General features: G+C 41.9%; 20 protein-coding genes, 5 tRNA genes and 1 pseudogene. 9 read left to right on the forward strand and 17 right to left on the reverse strand.

Going from position 1 to position 22207, the window contains the following annotated elements:
- Positions 1–30: 30 nt before the first annotated feature.
- The 8 genes from rimP to tpiA all read right to left on the reverse strand — a co-directional run bounded on the left by rimP (position 31) and on the right by tpiA (position 2620).
- Positions 31–555 carry a ribosome maturation factor RimP gene (gene rimP / locus FTU79_RS09990; RefSeq protein ID WP_078189416.1) on the reverse strand — a complete coding sequence of 175 codons (525 nt, stop codon included), beginning with the start codon at positions 553–555 and terminating at the stop codon, positions 31–33.
- A 216-nt stretch (positions 556–771) separates the two neighbouring features.
- A tRNA-Met gene (locus tag FTU79_RS09995) sits at positions 772–848 on the reverse strand.
- Positions 849–938: 90 nt separating this feature from the next.
- A tRNA-Met gene (locus FTU79_RS10000) sits at positions 939–1015 on the reverse strand.
- Positions 1016–1073: 58 nt separating this feature from the next.
- Positions 1074–1150 (reverse strand) — tRNA-Met (locus FTU79_RS10005).
- Positions 1151–1223: 73 nt separating this feature from the next.
- Positions 1224–1300, reverse strand: a tRNA-Met gene (locus FTU79_RS10010).
- A 48-nt stretch (positions 1301–1348) separates the two neighbouring features.
- Positions 1349–1433 (reverse strand) — tRNA-Leu (locus FTU79_RS10015).
- 52 nt (positions 1434–1485) lie between these two features.
- A complete protein-coding gene (gene secG / locus FTU79_RS10020; protein WP_078192560.1) occupies positions 1486–1815 on the reverse strand; it encodes a preprotein translocase subunit SecG in 330 nt (109 codons plus the stop codon).
- A gap of 13 nt (positions 1816–1828) precedes the next feature.
- Positions 1829–2620 carry a triose-phosphate isomerase gene (tpiA, locus tag FTU79_RS10025; RefSeq protein ID WP_180049825.1) on the reverse strand — a complete coding sequence of 264 codons (792 nt, stop codon included), beginning with the start codon at positions 2618–2620 and terminating at the stop codon, positions 1829–1831.
- A gap of 275 nt (positions 2621–2895) precedes the next feature.
- Between tpiA and pilB the strand changes: the two genes are divergently transcribed.
- Genes pilB through coaE form a run of 4 tightly spaced genes read left to right on the forward strand, consistent with a single transcriptional unit; the run spans position 2896 to position 7336 of the window.
- Positions 2896–4605 (forward strand): type IV-A pilus assembly ATPase PilB, encoded by a 1710-nt coding sequence (pilB, locus tag FTU79_RS10030; RefSeq protein ID WP_180049827.1) that lies wholly within the window; start codon positions 2896–2898, stop codon positions 4603–4605.
- 32 nt (positions 4606–4637) lie between these two features.
- A complete protein-coding gene (locus tag FTU79_RS10035; protein WP_168378204.1) occupies positions 4638–5864 on the forward strand; it encodes a type II secretion system F family protein in 1227 nt (408 codons plus the stop codon).
- Positions 5864–6724: an A24 family peptidase gene (locus tag FTU79_RS10040; RefSeq protein WP_180004675.1), complete on the forward strand. Its 861-nt coding sequence runs from the start codon at positions 5864–5866 to the stop codon at positions 6722–6724. Before FTU79_RS10035 ends, FTU79_RS10040 begins: the two co-directional genes overlap by 1 nt.
- 9 nt (positions 6725–6733) lie before the next feature.
- Complete coding sequence (coaE, locus tag FTU79_RS10045) at positions 6734–7336, forward strand: dephospho-CoA kinase (RefSeq protein ID WP_180049829.1); 603 nt, start codon at positions 6734–6736, stop codon at positions 7334–7336.
- Positions 7337–7350: 14 nt separating this feature from the next.
- On the opposite strand, the gene FTU79_RS10050 is transcribed toward coaE, so the two are convergent.
- From FTU79_RS10050 to FTU79_RS10060, 3 genes are all read right to left on the reverse strand, one after another.
- Positions 7351–8271, reverse strand: a complete 921-nt coding sequence (locus tag FTU79_RS10050; RefSeq protein ID WP_373685266.1) for a DMT family transporter — start codon at positions 8269–8271, stop codon at positions 7351–7353.
- Between the two features lie 8 nt (positions 8272–8279).
- Entirely contained in the window at positions 8280–9038 is a 759-nt protein-coding gene (rlmB, locus tag FTU79_RS10055) for a 23S rRNA (guanosine(2251)-2'-O)-methyltransferase RlmB (RefSeq protein ID WP_180026537.1), read from the reverse strand.
- A gap of 177 nt (positions 9039–9215) precedes the next feature.
- Complete coding sequence (locus FTU79_RS10060) at positions 9216–9539, reverse strand: pyrimidine/purine nucleoside phosphorylase (protein WP_067763086.1); 324 nt, start codon at positions 9537–9539, stop codon at positions 9216–9218.
- Between the two features lie 598 nt (positions 9540–10137).
- Between FTU79_RS10060 and recN the strand changes: the two genes are divergently transcribed.
- Positions 10138–11799, forward strand: a complete 1662-nt coding sequence (gene recN / locus FTU79_RS10065) for a DNA repair protein RecN (protein WP_078189423.1) — start codon at positions 10138–10140, stop codon at positions 11797–11799.
- 94 nt (positions 11800–11893) lie between these two features.
- On the opposite strand, the gene FTU79_RS10070 is transcribed toward recN, so the two are convergent.
- The gene (locus tag FTU79_RS10070; protein WP_180049832.1) at positions 11894–12619 is read right to left on the reverse strand and encodes a hypothetical protein; all 726 of its coding nucleotides are present in this window, start codon (positions 12617–12619) and stop codon (positions 11894–11896) included.
- A gap of 308 nt (positions 12620–12927) precedes the next feature.
- On the opposite strand from FTU79_RS10070, the gene FTU79_RS10075 reads away from it, so the two are divergent.
- Both FTU79_RS10075 and ruvX read left to right on the forward strand, forming a co-directional pair.
- Positions 12928–13482, forward strand: a complete 555-nt coding sequence (locus tag FTU79_RS10075; protein WP_180004680.1) for a YqgE/AlgH family protein — start codon at positions 12928–12930, stop codon at positions 13480–13482.
- Positions 13475–13918 (forward strand): Holliday junction resolvase RuvX, encoded by a 444-nt coding sequence (gene ruvX, locus FTU79_RS10080; RefSeq protein WP_180049834.1) that lies wholly within the window; start codon positions 13475–13477, stop codon positions 13916–13918. Before FTU79_RS10075 ends, ruvX begins: the two co-directional genes overlap by 8 nt.
- Before the next feature lie 105 nt (positions 13919–14023).
- On the opposite strand, the gene FTU79_RS10085 is transcribed toward ruvX, so the two are convergent.
- The 3 genes and pseudogenes from FTU79_RS10085 to FTU79_RS10095 all read right to left on the reverse strand — a co-directional run bounded on the left by FTU79_RS10085 (position 14024) and on the right by FTU79_RS10095 (position 17360).
- Positions 14024–15028: an HlyD family secretion protein gene (locus FTU79_RS10085; RefSeq protein WP_180049836.1), complete on the reverse strand. Its 1005-nt coding sequence runs from the start codon at positions 15026–15028 to the stop codon at positions 14024–14026.
- 33 nt (positions 15029–15061) lie between these two features.
- Entirely contained in the window at positions 15062–15268 is a 207-nt protein-coding gene (locus tag FTU79_RS10090; protein WP_180049838.1) for a DUF1656 domain-containing protein, read from the reverse strand.
- Positions 15261–17360, reverse strand: a pseudogene (locus FTU79_RS10095) (FUSC family protein). Before FTU79_RS10095 ends, FTU79_RS10090 begins: the two are co-directional and overlap by 8 nt.
- 464 nt (positions 17361–17824) lie before the next feature.
- Between FTU79_RS10095 and FTU79_RS10100 the strand changes: the two are divergent.
- A complete protein-coding gene (locus FTU79_RS10100) occupies positions 17825–18601 on the forward strand; it encodes an IclR family transcriptional regulator (protein WP_168378212.1) in 777 nt (258 codons plus the stop codon).
- Positions 18602–18831: 230 nt separating this feature from the next.
- Here FTU79_RS10100 and FTU79_RS10105 read toward each other — a convergent pair whose 3' ends face one another.
- A complete protein-coding gene (locus FTU79_RS10105; RefSeq protein ID WP_180049840.1) occupies positions 18832–19458 on the reverse strand; it encodes an alpha-ketoglutarate-dependent dioxygenase AlkB in 627 nt (208 codons plus the stop codon).
- 172 nt (positions 19459–19630) lie between these two features.
- Between FTU79_RS10105 and FTU79_RS10110 the strand changes: the two genes are divergently transcribed.
- Positions 19631–21427, forward strand: a complete 1797-nt coding sequence (locus FTU79_RS10110) for an ABC transporter ATP-binding protein (RefSeq protein ID WP_180036220.1) — start codon at positions 19631–19633, stop codon at positions 21425–21427.
- Positions 21428–21485: 58 nt separating this feature from the next.
- Here FTU79_RS10110 and phoU read toward each other — a convergent pair whose 3' ends face one another.
- A complete protein-coding gene (gene phoU, locus FTU79_RS10115; RefSeq protein ID WP_078189433.1) occupies positions 21486–22202 on the reverse strand; it encodes a phosphate signaling complex protein PhoU in 717 nt (238 codons plus the stop codon).
- Positions 22203–22207 lie beyond the last annotated feature (5 nt).

Raw genomic sequence — 22207 nt, forward strand, 5'->3', positions numbered from 1 at the left:
ACCTATTCGTTCAGATTCTTATTTATTAAATTAATCTTGGAAAACCAGATTTGCTTTATCAATATTGTGGCTGTCAATATCCAACACTTGTTGCTTTTCAACTTCAACCTGAATCATTTCGCTTTCAAGGTCTACGCTTACAAGTTTGGCTTGGAATTTACGACGATTATCCACAGCACTGATCAAACGCAAAGCGACTTGCTGACCAATGTATGCCGTCATTTGTTCCAATTTAAAGAACTGACGATCCCAACCTGGAGATGACACTTCCAATGCATATTCGCCTGAAATTGGATCATGTACATCCAACATCGCACCCACTTGCTGAGTGACACGAACACAGTCCTGCACGCCGATACCACGGCCTTGCTCAACTTCGCCATCTTCATTGATGACAGGTTCTGCATTTTCATCAACTTCACGGTCGATATAAATACGTAACAGTGAACGCTTACCTTGAGGTTGGAAATCAATCCCCCAAAGTTCTACATCACATGCTTGCACCGCTGGGGCAATTAAGTCCTGAAGTGCTTGAGTTTTATTTGATAGCTTCATTTACTCTCGTCAAATTTGTGCGATTCGATGGTCGAAATGACCACTACAGACCAATGCAAAACTATAGTAGTAGTGAAACATGACGGTTTGACCAAAATACTGTCGACACTACACGATAGCCAATAAAAAAGGGCGTAAATCGCCCCATTATTACACAGAAAACCATAGTCCACTGTGCAAAAAGGCCCACCTAGTTGTGAGCCTCTTTTAGAAACTTGGTAGCGGGAGCTGGATTTGAACCAACGACCTTCGGGTTATGAGCCCGACGAGCTACCAGACTGCTCCATCCCGCATCAACATGCAAAAATTATATACAATTTCTTGGTCATTTTCAATCTAAAACAACCTGAAGAATTGCCCTACTGACTTGCATCTCAGAGGATTGGTAGCGGGAGCTGGATTTGAACCAACGACCTTCGGGTTATGAGCCCGACGAGCTACCAGACTGCTCCATCCCGCATCAACATCACAATGACTTTCAGATAAACTGCTTATATAGATTGTGTGCTATATAAGATTGGTAGCGGGGGCTGGATTTGAACCAACGACCTTCGGGTTATGAGCCCGACGAGCTACCAGACTGCTCCACCCCGCATCAATATGCAAATAGCTCTCTCAGCTTTAAAAGCTGTCCATTTAAAAGTTTGCATCTTAAAAATAGAATTGATTGGTAGCGGGAGCTGGATTTGAACCAACGACCTTCGGGTTATGAGCCCGACGAGCTACCAGACTGCTCCATCCCGCATCAACAGAGTTTTGCTGCATACACCAACTTATGTTCTGGATTATAAGTTGGTGCGGAAGGGGGGACTTGAACCCCCACGCCCGAAAGCACTACCACCTCAAGGTAGCGTGTCTACCAATTCCACCACCACCGCAGCTGTGACGCATTCTAGTCGCAACACGTCAAAAAAGAAAGTGCTAAATAAATTATTCAGCGCTTTTTGGTGCAGTTGGCGAAGTTTCAGCCGATTTTGCAGGCGCAGTCGGTACTGAAGAAATCGCATTCAGACTATAAGCATCTGTCGTTTGTTTCTTTGCAAACACAGCAAGTGTCAAGCTCGTAACGAAGAACAAAGCCGTTAAAATCGCAGTCAAACGGGTCATAAAGTTACCCGAACCCGATGCACCAAATACAGTTGCAGCACCGCCGCCACCAAAAGATGCACCCGCATCTGCGCCTTTACCATGCTGAACTAAAATCAGCACGATCATTAAAATCGCTAAGATAATATGTACCACCAGCACAAACGTATGCATGCTGAACTCCTAATTATTTTGTATTTGCAAATGCTTGAGCAATTTTATAAAACGACTCTGCATTTAATGATGCACCACCGACCAGCGCACCATTGATATCTGGACAGGCTGCCAACTCTACTGCATTTTCAGGTTTTACACTACCACCATAAAGAATCGCAGTATGAAGTCCCATTGGGGTGATTTGGCTTAAACCTTCACGAATTTTAGCATGCATCGCTTGCGCATCTTCAGGTGACGCTGTTTTCCCTGTGCCAATGGCCCAAATTGGCTCATAAGCCACCACAATTTGCTTCCACTGCTCTGCTTGTACGACAGCAGCGATATCACATATTTGTTGTAACACAACCTGTTCTGCTTGACCGCTTTCACGTTGTTCTAAGCTTTCACCCACGCAATAAATCACAGTCAAACCTGCGTTTAATGCATTTTTTACTTTTTCATTAATGATATGCGGTTGATCAGCAAAAATTTCACGGCGTTCTGAATGACCAATCAGTACAAATTCAACACCATAATCTTTTAATAGCTCAGCACTGAGCTCACCCGTATATGCCCCTGTACCTGCGACGCGAGAAACGTCTTGTGCAACGGTCATGATGTTACGGCTAGCTTGTGTTAATTCATTTTGCACCGTGGTCAGAGCAATAGCTGTTGGTGCAACCCCAATATGACATGCCGCTTCAGCAATATTTTGTTCATCTAATAATTGCTTAAAATTCTTAAGAAGTGCGCCAGCATCGGCTTGCAATGGGTTCATTTTCCAGTTACCCACTACCCAAGGCGTAATCGTCGAACCCGACATATTTATCCCACATGACAAAGATGAAATCGGGCACATTCTACACGTAATTCATAATTTTGAAGATAAATTTCAACACATTTGCATCTTCGAAGCACACCAGTCATTCCAAGATCTTCACTTTTCTGTAAAAAAATTAAGCAGATTTAAGGACTGGTTCATGCTTTTTACCAATTCTTAGCTAGTGACAACACTTTAAGATATGGTATTTTTGTGCAACAAAAGTATAATTTTGCTATACCAATTATAAACAGACTGAAGCATAGGCAAGTAAAAGCATGACAGCAGTTCAAGGTTCTTCAAGATTTACGGGGTTTATTCGTCGCTTAGTTGACGAAGGGCATCTGTCTGCCGAAAAAATGCAAACAGCGCTGCAAAATTCAAAAAAGGCTCATCAAGATATCGTGCCGCATTTGATTCAGGAATATCAACTTTCAGCACGCCTGATTGCAGAAACCATCTCGATAGAGTTCGGTGAACCGGTTTTTGATATTTCAACTTATGACACCTCCTTAATTATTCGTGATGAATTTGAAGATAAACTCATTACCAAGCATCGTATTTTGCCCATTTTTAAACATGGCAATTTGTTATTCGTTGCGATCAGTAATCCCACCAATATTGAAGCTGTAGATGCTATCCGATTTGGTAGTAAGCTCAATACCGAAACCATTATTGTTGAACATGACAAACTTGAAAAGTTAATTGAGCAGAACTTCGCTGAAGAAAGTACTTTCGACTTTGATGATGACTTTGATCTTGATTTAGAACAGGAAACGATAGACCCAGCTGAACAAGCAGATGAAAAAGACAATGGTGATGAAGCGCCGATTGTTAAATACATCAATAAGCTGCTAGTCGATGCGATTCGTATGGGTGCATCTGACTTACATTTCGAACCCTACGAAAAGACCTATCGCGTCCGCTACCGTGTCGATGGCGTGTTAAGAACAATTACCAATCCGCCCTTGCAACTTGCGACTCGACTTGCTTCGCGTTTAAAAGTCATGTCACAAATGGACATCTCGGAAAAACGTATTCCACAAGACGGTCGTATCAAGTTAAAGCTGTCAAAGAACAAAGCCATCGACTTCCGTGTGAACTCCTTACCGACCTTGTTTGGTGAAAAACTTGTTCTACGTATCCTTGACCCTTCTAGTGCGATGTTAGGGATTGATGCGTTGGGTTATGAACCGGATCAAAAAGAACTGTTCATGCAGGCTTTAGAAAAACCGCAAGGCATGTTGCTCATTACCGGTCCAACGGGTTCCGGTAAAACCGTATCTTTATATACAGGTCTAAACATTCTTAACCGTGAAGATACCAACATTTCAACGGCCGAAGACCCTGTGGAAATTAACTTAGAAGGGATCAATCAGGTCAACGTAAATAATAAAGTCGGCCTCACCTTCTCTGCAGCATTGAAGTCATTCTTACGTCAAGACCCTGATATTGTGATGGTCGGTGAGATTCGAGATTTAGAAACGGCTGAAATTGCCATTAAAGCAGCTCAAACGGGTCATATGGTGATGTCTACACTACATACCAATAGTGCACCTGAAACATTGACACGCTTACGCAATATGGGCGTGCCCTCATTTAACATTGCGACATCCGTGAACCTTGTCATTGCGCAGCGACTTGCGCGTCGCCTATGTTCACAATGTAAAGAAACAGTAGAGGTACCAAAACAAAGTCTACTGGAACTTGGTTTTACTGAAGACGATTTAAATACACCAGAATTTCAAATATACCAACCTGTTGGTTGTGCCGAATGCCGTGAAGGCTATAAAGGTCGTGTCGGTATATATGAAGTCATGAAAGTGACACCTGAAATTTCAAGAATTATTATGGAAGATGGCAATGCCTTACAAATTGCCGAAGCTTCAAATCAAGCAGGTTTTAACAATTTACGCCGTTCAGGCTTAATTAAGGTCATGCAGGGGGTGACTTCACTTCAAGAAGTCAATCGTGTGACCAGTGAGTAAGTGAATTAGTATTTAAAAATAAGGATAAATTCATGGCTGTAAAAAAAGCGCAGATGATGCCAACCTTCAGTTATGAAGGCGTGGATCGCAAAGGGGCGAAAATCAAAGGGGAAATGCCTTCGCGTAATATGGCTTTAGCCAAAGTCACTTTACGTAAGCAAGGCATCACTATTAAAACCATTCGAGAAAAACGCAAAAATATTCTCGAAGGCTTGATGAAAAAGAAAGTATCCACTTTGGATATCACGGTATTCACGCGCCAACTTGCAACCATGATGAAAGCCGGTGTACCGCTCGTTCAGGGTTTTGAAATCGTGGCGGAAGGCCTAGAAAACCCAGCCATGCGTGAAGTGGTCTTGGGGATCAAAGGTGAAGTTGAAGGCGGTAATACCTTTGCTGGTGCGCTGCGCAAATATCCGCAGTATTTCGATAACCTATTTTGCTCCTTGGTTGAATCAGGTGAACAGTCGGGTGCATTGGAAACCATGCTAGACCGTGTTGCCATTTACAAAGAAAAAAGTGAATTGCTTAAGCAAAAAATCAAAAAAGCCATGAAATACCCAGCAGCGGTTATCGTTGTCGCTGTTATTGTGACGATTATTTTGATGGTAAAAGTGGTTCCCGTATTCCAAGACTTGTTTTCATCATTTGGTGCAGACTTACCTGCCTTTACCAAAATGGTGGTCAACATGTCGGAATGGATGCAAAAATATTGGTTCTTCCTCATCATTGGAATTGGAGCTGTGATTGCTGGTTTCATGGAAGCGAAAAAACGTAGCAAGGCTTTCCGTGACTTCTTGGACAAAGCTGCACTGAAAGCACCGATTTTTGGTGATTTGGTTTATAAAGCAATTATTGCCCGCTACAGCCGTACCTTGGCAACCACATTTGCAGCCGGTGTACCCTTAATTGATGCGCTTGAATCAACTGCAGGTGCAACCAACAACGTGGTATATGAAACAGCTGTGTTAAAAATTCGTGAAGATGTGGCGACCGGCCAGCAATTGCAATTCGCCATGCGTGTCACCGATAAATTTCCCTCTATGGCGGTTCAAATGGTGGCTATTGGTGAAGAATCAGGTGCTTTAGATGCCATGCTAGATAAAGTGGCAACGCATTATGAAAACGAAGTTGATAATGCCGTAGATGGCTTAACCTCGATGATGGAACCCTTAATTATGGCGGTACTGGGTGTCCTCGTTGGTGGTCTTGTGATTGCAATGTATCTTCCAATCTTCCAAATGGGTTCTGTGGTTTAATGCAAGAATTAATAACATATTTAATCAATACCCCAATTGCGATGTATTTCGCAGTTGGGATTTTTAGTCTTTGTATTGGTAGTTTTTTGAATGTGGTGATTTACCGCACACCAAAGATGATGGAACAAGAATGGCGCACAGATTGCCAACTGTTTTTACATCCAGACCAACCGATTATTGATGAAACAAAGATCACACTAAGTACCCCTGCTTCAACGTGCCCAAAATGCAAAACGCCCATTCGTTGGTATCAAAACATTCCGGTCATCAGTTGGATTGTGTTACGCGGAAAATGTGGAAGTTGCCAAAACCCGATCAGTAGCCGTTATCCACTGATCGAGCTACTCACCATGATCTGTGCGCTGATTGTTGTTGCAGTTTTTGGCCCAACCATCCAAATGCTGTTTGGTCTGGTGCTGACTTATGTATTGATTGCATTAACATTTATTGATTTTGACACCCAACTTTTACCTGACCGTTATACCCTTCCTTTAGCTGCACTCGGGCTTGGCGTGAATAGCTATGCCATTTATACCTCTGCAACCTCAGCCATTTGGGGATATATCATCGGCTTCTTATGCCTATGGATCGTTTACTATTTATTTAAAATTATCACTGGCAAAGAAGGTATGGGCTATGGTGACTTTAAGCTTTTAGCTGCCTTGGGTGCATGGATGGGCCCTTTCCTGCTTCCACTGATTGTATTACTCTCTTCACTGGTAGGTGCAATCATTGGCATTATTTTGCTCAAGGTTCGTAAAGAAAACCAACCTTTTGCATTTGGTCCCTATATTGCCATCGCCGGATGGATCGCCTTTTTATGGGGTGATCAAATTATGAAAATTTATTTGGGTCAGTAAGGTCATTGTATGACATTTGTCTTGGGTTTAACAGGTGGTATTGGTAGCGGTAAATCTGCTGCAAGCAATTGGTTTGGACTCCAAGGCATTCAAGTCGTCGATGCTGATATCGTTGCAAGGGAAGTTGTTGAACCGGGGCAATCCACACTGAATCAAATTCAACAACAATTTGGTGATTGGGTTTTACTGGAAAATGGTGAGTTAAATCGGCGTGCATTACGTGAGCATATCTTTAAAGATCCTACAGCACGTCAAGCACTTGAAGCCATTACCCATCCTGCAATACGCCAGTCCATTACCCAACAGTTAAATGAAGCCACTAGCCCCTATGTCATCTTGGTTTCACCACTATTATTTGAAACCAATCAACATGAATTGACCAATCACACCTTGCTGATTGATGCCACAGAACAATTGCAAATTCAGCGTGCATCACAGCGCGATGGTCAAAATATCGAGCAAATCCAAAAAATTATTCAAGTTCAAATGTCACGTCAGGAAAAGCAAAAAATCGCCGATGATATCGTGCTGAATGATGGTCATTTAGATCATCTATATGCGCAGCTTCGACCCTTGCATCTCAAGTACTTAGCGCACGCTGAAAAAAGCTAAATAAAAAAGCAGTCTTACTCAGACTGCTTTTTTTGTTGTTCGAGTTGCTGCTCTAGACTGTCCTTTCGCCCCAACCATTTCCACGGTTGAATCGCTCCAATCCCCATCCCGACTAATCCGCACACGATTGCAAAACTTAAAGGTTCATTTAGCAACGGCACCGCTAAAATCGCAGCAATAAAAGGTGCCAAAGTTACGATGCTTCCGGCTTTAAATGCACCTAAGCGCTTGATCGCCTCTACATACGTTAAAGTCGCAATAATCACCACAAAAACACCGTGAAAGATGACTTGCCCAACGAGCTGCAGCGGCTCTGGTTCGGACCAATGTTTTGGGAAAAATAGTAGGTAAATTGGCACAAATACCACGGCGGACCAAATTGCAACCCCCGCCATGGCATGCCAAGCAGAGAGCTTCCATTGTTTAAGCAATACCGTAAATATCCCCCACCAAATGGCACTGATAAAAAACAGCAAATCACCGAGACCAAACGCTACACCGGTTTCCACATACATCAAATAGCTCATTAAGCTAATGGCAGAGACCATAATCACTACACTGATCCAGGTATGCTTATCGAGCGGCTGCTTGAAGATCAGAAATGCAGCTATAGCCGTACATAAGGGAATACAACCATTGAGGAAAATTGCCGCATGGGCCGCAGGAGCATAATGAAATGCACTATAGGCCGTTAAACAATAGGTCACCCCACCGAGCATAGCGAGGATAAAAGGCTCTTTCTTCCATAAAAAAGCCGTATCTTTTTTATAAATCAAAATTGGCATTAAGATGCAAAATGCCAAAGCAAACCTGAGCGCCGTGATATCCCAAGCACTGATTCCCCAATTGGCGCTTAAACGCGCCGTTAAGGTAAATCCACCCCAAATACACATGGTAATGAACACATATAAATAACCTTGCTTTTGAGGAGACATCATCACTGCTATTTCAATTTATTATTACGTTGACGGCATGCTTCATACAATGCCATACCTGTCGCGACACTGACATTTAAGCTTTGCAAATTACCAGCCATTGGAATGTAAACAGTTTGATCACATTGCGCCTGCGTAATAGGACGTAAACCTGTATCTTCAGCGCCCATCACCACACATACACCCGTACCTGTGAAGTCAAAATTTTGAATCGGCAATGCTTTTTCATCTAGCATAGTGCCGACCACACGTACATTAAAGTCTTCTTTGATTTGAGCCAAGGTACGTGCCAAGTTCGTCACCTGAATAAACTTCACTTTTTCAGCACCACCTGCAGCCACTTTACGGGCTGTTGGGGTAAGCGTCGCTGAACGATCACGCGGTGCAATCACAGCTTCAACACCCATGGCTGCCGCTGTACGAATGCATGCACCAAGGTTATGTGGATCTGTAATATGATCTAATGCCAATAGCAACGCATTTGGATTGGCTTGTAATAAAGCCTCTAAATCTTTTTCGTTCAAGACTGGATGTGGGCGTACAGCCGCAACCACACCTTGATGGAACGGTTGTCCCGCAAGTTTTTCCAAACTATCACGACTAGCTTTTTGAATGCTGACACCAAACGGTTCTGCAAGCTCAAAAATACGTTTTAAACGCTGATCATCACGTCCTTTTAACGCAAATAAAGTTAAAACGCGTTCTGGCTCAAGTTCCAGTAATGACTCCACTGAATGAACGCCATAATAATATTCCGGTTTCGCCATGAACGACCTCTAAATTGCAAACTTCGATAAACTTTTGAACAGGGTATGATATCCCTAGAGCACAGCATAGGCTGCCAAAAAGAAAAATCCTGCAAAGCAAGCTTTACAGGATTTATGCTATGACACATAGTTTAACCGATTTAAGGTTAAAAAACTGTGCCTAAATTGATTGAATCATTAGCCTTCTAAGTGGCACACATAGTCCAAGACTTCATCTGTTTCAATTTTAAAACGGCTATTACCTGGCACGTAGAACGATTGGCCCGCACGGAATAATTCGCTTTCTTCGCTATCTGCAATTTGAACACGACATTCGCCTGAAATAATTTCCATACGTTCAGGTACATGAGTTTCAAAAGTCAGCGCTTGTTCAGTTGGAAGCAACACACCCAGTGTTTTCTTTGTTCCATCTTCAAATTGCACAGTATGGCTGATGCATAGACCGCCAAAATAAACATTTGATTTTTTGATTACCGATACATGATCAAACTGTGCTGACATGCGTTTTCTCCAGATAAAGCATATTTATAATATTTTGATCGATGTAGTTTAATTGTGCTGCAAAAACTAATCAATCTGTGTTGAAAACTGTGCGATAGATAATTACAAAAATCTGAGTACTGGATGTGCCCCTATTTCATCCCACCACCTCAACATTTAGAGTCTAAAACAAGCTGTGCTGTTGTACAAAATACTTTTTTGTTTCATCCACTAAAGTCCTAGTTAGGGTTAATTGAAACGCTGCAAACTCATTTCAAAAAAATAGCAGCGTGATGAATCATATTGGTGGATTTGAGTGACCAAATCATGACGTTTTATGGCAATAACACGCTAGATTAAATACAAGAATACATACACAAATGTGTTTTGTGAGGACTTGGCAGGACATTTGATGGTTTCAGCTCACGTTATGCAAGATCACCTACTCTTTACATCACAACACTGCATGGATACAGCGGATAAGAAACTAATTTCTTGTTAAACTGAAATTTAAGATAGAATTATGAGGTTTTTCGTCATCTTAAAATAAAACTTGTCTTGTGACCAAAACAAAACTTAATTATCTTTAACTAGAACTTTTCGCAGCTCGGATGCGTTTATGCTGACACATTTAACTCTGATCAATTTTGCATTAGCCGACCATTTAGCCATCGACATTGAACAAGGCTTTAATGTCCTGACGGGTGAAACGGGTGCAGGTAAATCTTTACTTCTAGACGCATTATCAGCTTGCTTAGGTGAACGTACAGACACCAACTACGTGCGCTATGGATCAGACAAAGCCGATGTGACAGCGACCTTTAGCTATCAAGAGCACAGCCCTGAAGCGCTTTGGCTCAAAGAACACGAACTAGATGATGAGTCTGGCGAAATCCATTTACGTCGCGTGATTTTTGCAACAGGTCGCAGCAAAGCATGGATTAATGGACGTCCGAGCAGCTTGTCCGAGTTAAAAGAAATTGGCCGTTTATTGGTACAACTCTATAGCCAACACAGCCAACAACAACTTTTAGAACCACCCTACCCAAAACATTGGCTGGATCGTTATTACAATTTTTATCAGCCTGCTCAAGCCGTGCGTGATGCTTATAGCAAATGGCAAAAGGACATTCGTCAGCACCAAGCAGCACTCGACGCCCAAGCCACACGTAAGCAACGGATAGAAACGCTTGAACTTCAATTGGAAGAACTTGAAGACGTTGTGCAAACGGACTACAAAGAAATCGAGCAAGAATTTGACCGTCTCAGTCATCATGAACATATCATGCAGGATTGTAGCTATGGTCTAAATGCCCTCGATGACGCCGAGCAAAATATCAATCAAGAAATGGGCGCGATCATTCGTCGGATTGAATCGCATGCAGGACGTAGTGAACAACTTTCTGAAATTTATACGTCGCTACTGAACGCTCAAAGTGAAATTGAAGATGCCACCGCAAATTTACGTCAGTTTATTGATCGTCAAAGTTTCGATCCTGAACGTATGGACGAATTAAACACTAAACTCGAAGTTTTTCATCGCTTAGCGCGTAAATATCGTACTCAGCCTGAAGATTTAAAAAATGATTATGATGCGTGGCAACTTGAGCTAGAACAATTACATCAACTTGAAGATCCTGAAACCCTAGCTGAACAAGTGGAAGTGTCTCATCAAGACTTTTTAGCCAAAGCACAGCATTTGGATGATATTCGTCGTGAAGCATCTACCCCATTGGCGAAGCAATTGACTGAACAAGTGAAGCAGCTCGCGCTCCCAGAAGCACATTTTGAATTTAAATTTGAGCCTCTAGAACAAGCTTCAAGTGAAGGTTTGAGCTTTATTCAACTGCTGTTCACCGCAAACAAAGGGATTCCTGCTCAGCCTTTAGCACGCGTGGCATCGGGGGGTGAATTGTCACGTATTGCCTTAGTCATGCAAGTGATGAATGCTGAAAAAACTGAATCAGAAGTGTTAGTCTTTGATGAAATTGATGTCGGGATCAGTGGCGGAACAGCAGAAATTGTCGGACGTTTGTTGGCTGATTTGGCGCAGCATGTTCAAATTTTATGTATTACTCACCAAGCCCAAGTCGCTGCTCAATCTGACCAACATCTTTTGGTGAAAAAACGTCAAACGGATCCTGCAAGCAGTACCATTATCGAATTAGAAGAAGATGATCGGATCCAAGAGCTGGCTCGAATGACTGGTGGTGTGGAGATTAGTCAAACGACCTTACAACACGCAAAACAGTTGCGACAATTAAAGTTTCAGCACAGCTAAATCACCGTAAATGTCTTAAATAAAAAAGCCTTAGTTCACTTTGACTAAGGCTTTTTTTATCACTTGTGATACAACTTCTATTTAATTACGACTTCTATTTAATAATGCCTTGATAGACAAAGCCTTTTGAGCCCAAGCTATAGCGTAAATATTTATACTGCGGCTGATGTTGTTGATTGAGTAACATAACATCCACGTGTTTCGGACTGATTTTGAGATATTCATTACCGCTACGACGATCGGTTTCATAATGGCAGTCATAATCTACCGAGATTTGATCTAGTTTCTTTTGCTTAGTTTGAAATACATAAGATTTAAGTAACTGTTTTGGCCCAACTTCAACAGCTCTTAGATGATGTAATCCACTGCAATTATCACCTTTATAATAACTCTTCACCAAATATACGGTTTTATTTTGGATGTTGATCGGCAAAATTTGATTGATATAGCCTGAGTCAAATTGATCTAAATGTTGCGTTTTTCCCGTTGCATATTGCACATAGCTGCTCCACTCCCCCATGGTGCCTCCGCCAGACACATCAAAACTATAAAATTTTAGTTTTTTATCCGGAGAATATTGCACATGAACAAAACCTTGCTTTTCGAGTTGCGTAAATCCGTAGTGAAAACTGCTCGGATCTGCCGCAATGACATCCACAATTTCACGTTCTATCGCTGCATTGACCTCATAAAAATTTAAGTTTTTATATTTTTTAATCACCTGAGATTCATGTTTTTGTAAGTCAGCACTTCCTGCAAAGCCTGAAATAGGTAGGCTTGCACAGAGTGCCATCCCTATTATTTTTGAAAAATGTGTCATTGTTTTACCCTCAGTTTATCCTGCTATTTTAAGCAATCTCAGTCATCCATCACGTATATCTTCTCCTCGCTTTTGTACTGCTGTTGTTCAAATTACCAATCATCGCTTCACGATTCACCGCATTGTAGACCTGCCTTTACGATGAAGATTTTTAGCATGTCCCTCACTGGTCGAGCATGACAAATATTGAATTTGCAGAAAAACTCATTGTTGAAAACTTGTGAGTCTAGTATGTTGATAAATACAACGTTATTCGAATGCAATTCACCCCAAGAATCAAACTTACCCCAATAAGGAGAAGCCATTAGGTGACTAAACAATACCTCACACACCGCTGCCTGATTGCTCCACCCGAAATGAACGATGAATTCTTTGCCAATACGGTGATTTATTTGGCGCGACATGATGAAGATGGCGCTCAAGGCATCATTATTAATCGTCCTTCAGGTTTACAGATCAAAGAACTCTTGAATGATTTGGAAATTGAGGCAGATAATGTGCATCCTCATGAAGTGTTGCAAGGTGGACCTTTGCGCCCAGAGGCAGGTTTTGTTCTTCATACCGGTCAACCGACATGGCATTCATCTATTGCTGTGGGTGAAAATGTCTGTATTACCACGTCTAAAGATATTTTAGATGCGATTGCACACAATGAAGGTGTGGGTCGTTATCAGGTGGCTCTAGGCTATGCCAGTTGGGGTAAAAACCAATTAGAAGAAGAAATTGCTCGGGGTGATTGGCTCATTTGTGACTCAGACATGGATTTAATATTTAACTTACCTTATGACGACCGCTGGGACGCTGCCTATAAAAAAATGGGCGTAGACCGCACGTGGTTATCATCTGAGATTGGACATGCCTGATTTACCACAATATCAAATGATTATGGCCTTTGACTTTGGCACACAAAAAACAGGAATGGCTGTGGGACAAGCCCTGATTGAAAGTGCAAATCCCCTGCCACTCTTTCCCATGAAAGATGGCATTCCCAATTGGGATAATCTACTCAAGATTGTGAAACAGTATCAGCCGGATTTGTTCATCGTGGGTCTACCGCTCAATATGGATGATAGCGAGTCTGAACTCTCCACACGTGCGCGTAAATTTGCACGACGCCTTCGCCACCAAACCAATATTGAAACCTTGATGGTCGATGAACGCTTAACGACACGTGAAGCGCGTGATGAATTAGATCACTATCAATCCCAAGGCCGTGCGAAGAATCTTTCTGCCGACAGCCTTGCTGCAGCATTGTTTATTGAAAGTTGGTATCGAAATCCAGTCGGGCTAAAACCTTAAGCGCTTTCAACAAACAGGCAAATAAAAAAGCATCCGAAAAAGGATGCTTTTTTATGCGCAAGATTGATCACTCGATGCTGCGCAAATGAAATGATTGGGGATAACTTAGTTTTTATCCACAATATGAATCGTGGTGGTTCGACCCGCGACAAAAGCCAACTGATCATGCGGTACTTCATCCAGTACAATTTTCACTGGTACACGCTGTGCCAAACGGACCCAACTAAAGGTTGGATTGACATTAGCCAGTAAACCATCAGTCGAGGTACGTTCACGGTCTTCAATCCCTGTTGCAACGCCTTGTACATGGCCTTTATAAACTTCAGAACTTCCCATCAGTTGGATTGTTGCTGGTGCGCCAACATAGATCTTATCCAGTTTGGTTTCTTCAAAATATCCCACAACATACAATTGTTGACGGTCAATTAAGGCTGCTACGGCTTGGCCGACTTTGACATAATTCCCTGCTTTGAGTTCAAAGTTAGACAAAGTTCCATCTGTTGGTGCAACCACTTCCGAACGTTTTAAATTCAACTCAGCCAAATGCAAACTGCTATTGGCCGCTTCAATTAGGGCTTTTTGCTGCACCACACTGGCTTTGGCTTGCTCAATCGCTGCCTGAGTTTGCTCATGCTCTGCATGGGATTGATCACGTACTGCAAACATTTGATCTTGTTCTTGTTTTGAAATCGCACCGTCCATCAAACTTGCATAACGATTTGCATTTTTATCTGCAAGATTAATATTGGCTTGTGACTTCACTAGATTGGCTTTGGCTTCAGCAAGCTGCGCTTCAGCCCCTGCCAGTCCTGCGTTGGCTTTCGCCAGGTCAGATTTGGCTTGCTCAACATCCAAAGCTTGACGTGCCACATCTATACGAAACAGCACTTGGCCTTTTTTCACTTGTTGGTTGTCTTGAACTAAAACGTCTGTGACCAAACCTGAAACATCCGATGACACTTGAATCACGTCACCACGTACCCGTCCATCACGCGTCCATGGTTCCGAATTGTAGTAGTCCCAAATATGTTTCAGCGCAAGTAATGCGCCACATAGCACGATTATCAACAATACAGGCCGAACATATTTTCGGACATTCAAATTGGTCATACGATTACCTCAATCATTTCATTTTTTAGGGGCTTAGAACTGGCAGAAAATAAAGATTTCATGCACCAGCCAAAGCAACATCACAAATACACCCAAATAAAAAATATTGGGCATCGGCACCCAATCTGGCGCCATCCATCGGTCAAGCAAACTCATGATGACCCGCAATAACAGATAGGCCAATACCGGTTGAATCAATAGAATGGGCACATAGACGCCATACACATTTAGCTCACCCATGTTGTGCCTCGACCTGTAAATTATTTGGAGTCTGCTGTGTTAGGACATGACACAAACTGCTTTGAATATTGTTCAGTGAATACTGAATTCGATGCATAACATCGTCGTTTTCAAGACCCTGAACGGCCTGATTCAATCGTTGAATTCGCTCTACAATTTGCTGTTTCAAACTCATATACACATTCTTTTGCCCTTGTTCCATGGCACGGAAATAGTCATCTAAATCTTGTTGTAACTCTTCAAGTTCACTGACCAGTGCATCATTCGGATCGAGTTTATTCATGAGTTCTTGCAAGCGGGTCAAATCAATCACGGCACTGGCTTCCACCAAAGCCCACTCGATCTGTTATTTCAAATTCCCTGATTGCACCATTTTGCTGTTTAGGATGCCGATTCGGTCCAACATACTGCGTAAATGCACCCGAAACGGTAAGCCGTACGGCAGATATAAAGCCTGACGCAGTGCTTTGTAGTGCTGTGAAAGTATGCGTTGGGCCGTCATATCTGGTGACATTGCACGTACTAAATGAATAATAAATACCGAGATAATGGGTCCCAAAACCGTCCCAATCGATGCATCAAAGAAAAACACCTGATCGAGGCTAAAGCGGTTTTGAAAATTCAGTCCCATGATGGTGCCCATCAAAAGCGGCAAGCTGATCCCAATCAAAGGCGGATGTAAAAACAGCATCAGACAGAACATCACAAACGGTGCTAACACCACGATCAACTGCCAAAAAGCGGTCACATGCGGGAAAATGCCATAGGCGTAGATAAACACCATGAAAGCCGCATACATATTGGCGCGAATAAACATTTTCAATGCAGGAACAGGGTTATCCATTGCAGTTAAAATACAGGCACTGATCGCAGCCATTTCGGCCATCATAAATCCAGCTTTCCAACCACTAACGATCCAAAAACCCGTAGAAATTAAAATAATCAAACATGCAGACACCCCGCCACGAATGGCAACCCCCGCATCTCGGTGCAAAGTCGGATAATGACTATTGCCCAAGGCGGTCAGTGTGGCAGGTAAAGTGGAGTCGCCTTGCTGTACCCGCTGCCAAAGCAAGCGAATCGCACGAATATTCTGAATAAAATGGCGAATATCCATTTTTAGACTGCCCAAAATCACCTGTTGTGATGGCAATGCCTGTGCATGAATGTGTTGAAAATCTTGCTCAAACTGTTCAGGCAATTGATTAAGTTCACTTTCCTCAATCTGATGTTGATCTAATAAAAACGCGGCAATATGTTCATGGGCTTGCTTGAGTGCCGTCCGATAATGTGTGTCCAGACCATCTAATTGTTTCATCCGTTCAGACATGGCCACCAAGTTACTGACCAACAAACTCAACTGATGCAAGATTTCCTGCAACGGACGTGTCATGCCTTTTAAGGTAGATTTTTCATAAGACAAATGCACCGCCATGACATGTATATCGGCGATATCTCGTGCAATATTGCCGAGATTTTTAGAATAATTTTTTAGCTCGGCAGGCTCTAATAAAATCTGATCAAAAATTTCTTTGGTATCGGCAAAGGTTTTGCTCACCCGTGTTTCGACTGCAGGACTAATATGCATTGGAAATAATGTCGTGGTCACGATGGCACTACAGACCACACCCACCGTAATTTCGAGAAAACGCCCCAAGGCCATATCGAAAATCGAAGCAGTATCAATAAAATACACCACGTTAAAACAGATAATGACCGTGGTATAACCCGCCAACATGGAAACATAACTACGAGGCGTGCGGTCTAGCAATGACAAATACAGGCAAAACCCAACCCAAACCGCCAAAAACACTGTAAACAGTACAGGCATGTGGATGAGATGTGGCAGTGCCACCACCGACACGGCCGCCCCTAAGAACGTCCCTAATACACGATACAAACTTTTTGAAGACGTCATCCCTGAATATGGATTCGCGATCACGAAAACGGTGCCAATCGCCCAAATCGGATATGCCAAATTCAGTACAAAGGCCACATACAATGCAAGCATGCCCGCGATGAACGTTTTGGTCGCAAAAATCCAGTCCATTTTATTGGGCCGAAAAGCGAGTATTTGTTTCGTCAGCAGCATGATGGATCTCGGTGGCTTGCTTCTTTTTAGTGAAAACGACCTCGTATCGAATGCTTAAACATTCGACAGCACAACCTGTATCACGGCACAGGAATGACTAGAAATTTCAATAAGTAAAGAAGCGATTCAAATCGTATTTCAAACCATTTGAATACAAAAAGTAATGTGCAACATTGCCTGTGCATCGCATAGATGGGCAATATTTACTCAATATAAGATATTTTCATAGCAATTTTGCTAAAAAAGTAAATAATAGTCAATATAAATATCTTATTTTGATAATTTAACTATATTTTAAATGCATATTTGAGGTTTTCCTTATGCTTTTATCAGGATGCCCCAAGTAACCCTGTGATATTTCAAATTTGTTTCATTTCCAATGTAGAAAAGCGCAACATCAGGCCGAGCAATTTGTTATAAAGTAACTTAACGATTCATTTTTTATTGTGACCAAGCAGGTTCTTATGGCGCTTTCCAGTTTTGGTAAAATTCTCACCGTACTCGACTTATTTTCAGTTGCTCGTCCCATCATCAATGTCGACATTATTAGTGAAGAATTAGGCTTATCTAAACCAACGAGCTATCGCTATTTAAAAGAACTGGTTTCTGCTGAATTATTGCAGCGCCTCAGTGGGACTTCTGGCGATTACACACTGGGTTCAAAAATTGCTGTGCTTGATTTTATTTCTCGCACCACCGATCCATTGGTGCAAATTAGCATTCCCTTCATGAAAGAAATTGTGGAACGCACAGAGTCTTGTTGCTTATTGACGCATCTGAATATCGACTCATGTATTGATGTACATCATGAACTGTATAAGGACTATACTGCCTTGGCTTATGGTCGAGGTAGCCCGCGTCCGATGTATAAAGGCTCATCATCTAAAGTGATTTTGTCCCAGTTACCCAAGCAACGGATTTTAGATTATTACCACCGTTTTGCAGATGAATTATCTCAAGTTGGTTTTGCGCATAATGAAGAAGAATTTATGCTGCAAATGAAAAAGATTAAAAAGCAGGGTTATTATTTTTCCAATGGTGAAGTTGACCCGAATATGTCGAGCCTATCGATTCCGATTAAATTCTCCAGTAAAGAACCCCCACTTGCTTTGACCCTATTGGCGTCTAAAAATCGTTTTGATTTTATGAATTTTCAGAAAGTTGTAGAAATGCTGCAAGACTGTACAGCGCGTATTGAGAAAAAATACAGCAGTATGATGGAAGAATCGGACGCCATTTAAATCTGATCAGTTTGCGCACAACTGATGCGATGTTGTAAAGATGATATTTAATTAATCTGATAAATTCATATTATTAATTGAATTTATTAATTATAAATATTAGATAAATTATCATAATATGATTATTGTTCTTTAGCAGTCATCTCAACCATGTGTTCCATGATTTCAGTTGATTGTCGCTATACTCTTCCTCAGAGAAAGAAAAAAGCTCATCTAGATATGGGCTTTTTTTATGGCTGTTGATCATAGAAATAACGAAAGGTTAAATTCACCCTCGGCTCGGTCACGTTCATCGACTTCATTAGGGCATGCTTCCAATACCGTTGGGTTTGCCCACGCATCACGATCAACTGTCCACTTTGCAGTAAAAGCTGTACTTTCTCTTGGGTGCTTTTATGTTTAAAGCAAAACTTTCGGCTTGCGCCAAAACTCAAAGATGCGATCACCACCTGCTGTGTGGGTGAAAGTAAAGATGGCTCATCATCACTATGCCACCCCACCGCTTGCGTACCATTTTCGTATAAATTGGCCAAACAGGAATTAAACGTCTGACCCAACCGTTGCTCAATATGTTGCTTTAAGCGCAGTAAAGCTGGATTCCAAATCAATGCCTGCTTTTGCATGCCTGAATAGTGATACTCATAATGGGCATCTCCATACCAAACCACTTTTCGCTCCGTTTGATAATACTGTCCATGCAAAATGACTTCATCATGCTGCCAAGCCAACTGCGTGAGGAAATAGCGTAAATATTTTTCACTGTCTTCAGCATTGAAGATCAGTCCATAATCTTCAACTTCACCATCATAGGGCAGCAGGTTTGCATGCGGTTCAGGCGCAAATAATTCAAAATTCATCGGTTCAACTCAACACTGTTAGGCGCAGCACCGTGATGCTGAGGTCGTGAGCACATTTAAAAAATATCTTAGCTGAAAAACGCTCGTCACAAATCAAAACATTGTCATCGCTTGTCGCATTGAATTTTCAGTCTTAGACTAAAGCTCATATTCACAATAAAAATAATTGCTTATGAATCTGTGGCAACTTTTCCAAAAATTACGCCCATTCGTAAAGCCATACCGCTGGCTGGTGGTCGTGACGCTGATCTTGACCTTAATTGGCTCACTCACGGCACAGGTGAATGCCCTGACACTCAAATATGCCGTAGACAGCATCAATCAGCTTTTGCAACAAGGTCTCGGTCTAGCCAATGGTTGGCATATATTAATCACCATCAGCGTGGTCTTACTGGGAAAAGAAGTCATCAATGCCATCGTGCAATTTGGACAAAAATCGTTTGGTGAAAAGTTACGTATTTTAATTTCTCAGGATTTGTCCCAAGGCATTATTGAAAAATTTATCACCTATCGATTGGCATTCTTCGATCAACAAGACAACCAAGCAGGTAAGCTCCAAACTCGAATTGATCGGGGTGTCAGCTCGCTCACACGATTGGTTCAAATCTTTTTTATTGATATTTTACCATTATTTACCAGTGCCATTATTGCACTGGGCTTAATGTATTATGCCAATGTTTGGGTTGGTGTGGTGGCCACAATTATTGTGCCGATTTATTTTTGGCTGACCTTCAAACAATCACAAAAACTGGCAGGCAAACGCCGTGCCCTACGCGATAATTTTGAAAAGAAAAATCAGGGTATTCTGAGTATTATCAATTCGATAACGGTCATTAAATCTTTTAACAAAGAAGCCGTCGAATCGAAAAAACAATTAAATCTGCAAAAGTCGCTGACTGAAAACCAAATGCAGACACGGCAAACCAGTTATATCTTTGACGGACTCAAAACCTTTATTGAACAGGTCGGTGTGGTACTGATCATCATTCTGACAGCCTATTTTGTTTTGGATGGGCAAATGAGTATCGGGATGATTATGTATCACGTGTTGTTATTTAATAACGTCTCTGCCCCGATTCGCTCGCTGCATCGTATCTATGATGAAATTAACTCTGCGATGATTTATTCGGAAAGCTTCTTTAATATCTTAGAAGCGGATCATGAAATTGAAACCAGTGGTACTGCCCAACCTCCGATTCAAGGTCAATTTGAATTGAGCAATGTCGACTTTAGTTATCCCAATGGTTTTCAGGCATTACACCGTATCAATATGACCATCCAACCAAATAAAATTACCGCCTTGGTTGGTTTATCTGGCGCTGGTAAATCGACATTAATTAGCTTACTGGATAAGTTTTATCATCCTCAAGCGGGCAATATCAAACTCGATGGCATCGATTTAGAACAGATTGATACACAGTATTTACGTGAAAATATTGGTTTGGTATTACAAAAAAATCATATTTTCCCAGGTTCAATTTTTGAAAATATTCGCTATGGCAAAAGTACAGCTACAGAGCAAGAAGTCTTCGATGCAGCACGGAAAGCCTCGATCCATGATCAGATCTTAAAACTGCCACATGCCTATGAAGCCGATGCTTTACTGCTCTCAGGTGGACAGCAACAGCGCATTGCCTTGGCACGCATGTTCTTGAAAAATCCGCCAATTATTTTCTTGGATGAACCGACTGCAAGTTTAGATGCGATCGCTGCTGAACAAATTAAAAATAGTCTGGATCAAATTAAGCAAGGGCGTACCGTCATCATGATTTCGCATAGTTTGTCGCAAATTATCGATGCTGATTACACCTATGTGATGAAAGACGGACAAATCGTAGAACACGGGGAGCATCATGATTTATACCATCAAGAAGGTGCCTATAAGCAAATCTTCGATGCGATGGCGAAAAGTTTAAATATTGACAAAATTGCCCGGACTTTTGAGGAAGACGAAGAAACACATAGTTAATTTTAGACCGAAAAAAGCCCATCGTTTGATGGGCTTCGTTCATATTGGTTTTAATCAATTAACGCTGAACTTTTTGCTCAATTTCTTCAACACTGGTGTGACGGACATCTAGACCTTTCACCATATAAATCACCTGTTCAGAGATATTTCGAGCATGGTCACCAATACGTTCAAGTGAACGCAGCACCCAAAGTACATTCATGACCCGAGTAATGTGGCGTGGATCTTCTATCATATACGTCATGAGGGTACGGGTTGCCGATTGATACTCGCGGTCAATATCAGCATCGGCCAAAAGGACACGTAAAGCCTGATCTACATCCAAACGTGCAAAGGCATCGAGCGCATCATGAATCATCACGCGGACTTGGTTGCCAATATGACGTGTTTCCATATAACCACGCGGTGAACCACCCTCTTCACACAAGCTTTGTGCAATACGGGCAATTTTTGCCGCTTCATCACCAATCCGTTCTAAATCGGTGTTGGCTTTCGACATCGCAATCACCATGCGTAGATCAATCGCAGCAGGATGACGACGCGCCAAAATCAGAGTAAGCGCTTCATCAATTTCAGTTTCCATACGGTTCACCGTATTGTCTTGAAATTGAACATCGATCGCCATCGTTGCATCCGTATCCAATAAGGCATGAATGGCATTTGCAACCTGCTGCTCCACCAAACCACCCATGGTCATAAATTTGGTATGCACATCCTGCAACTCTTCATTGAATTGCGAAGAAATATGATGGTTTAAAACAGGATTATTAGGCAAAGCGA

Origin of the sequence: Acinetobacter sp. YH12144 (assembly GCF_013418345.1) — a bacterium.
In the GTDB taxonomy this organism is placed as follows: domain Bacteria; phylum Pseudomonadota; class Gammaproteobacteria; order Pseudomonadales; family Moraxellaceae; genus Acinetobacter; species Acinetobacter amyesii.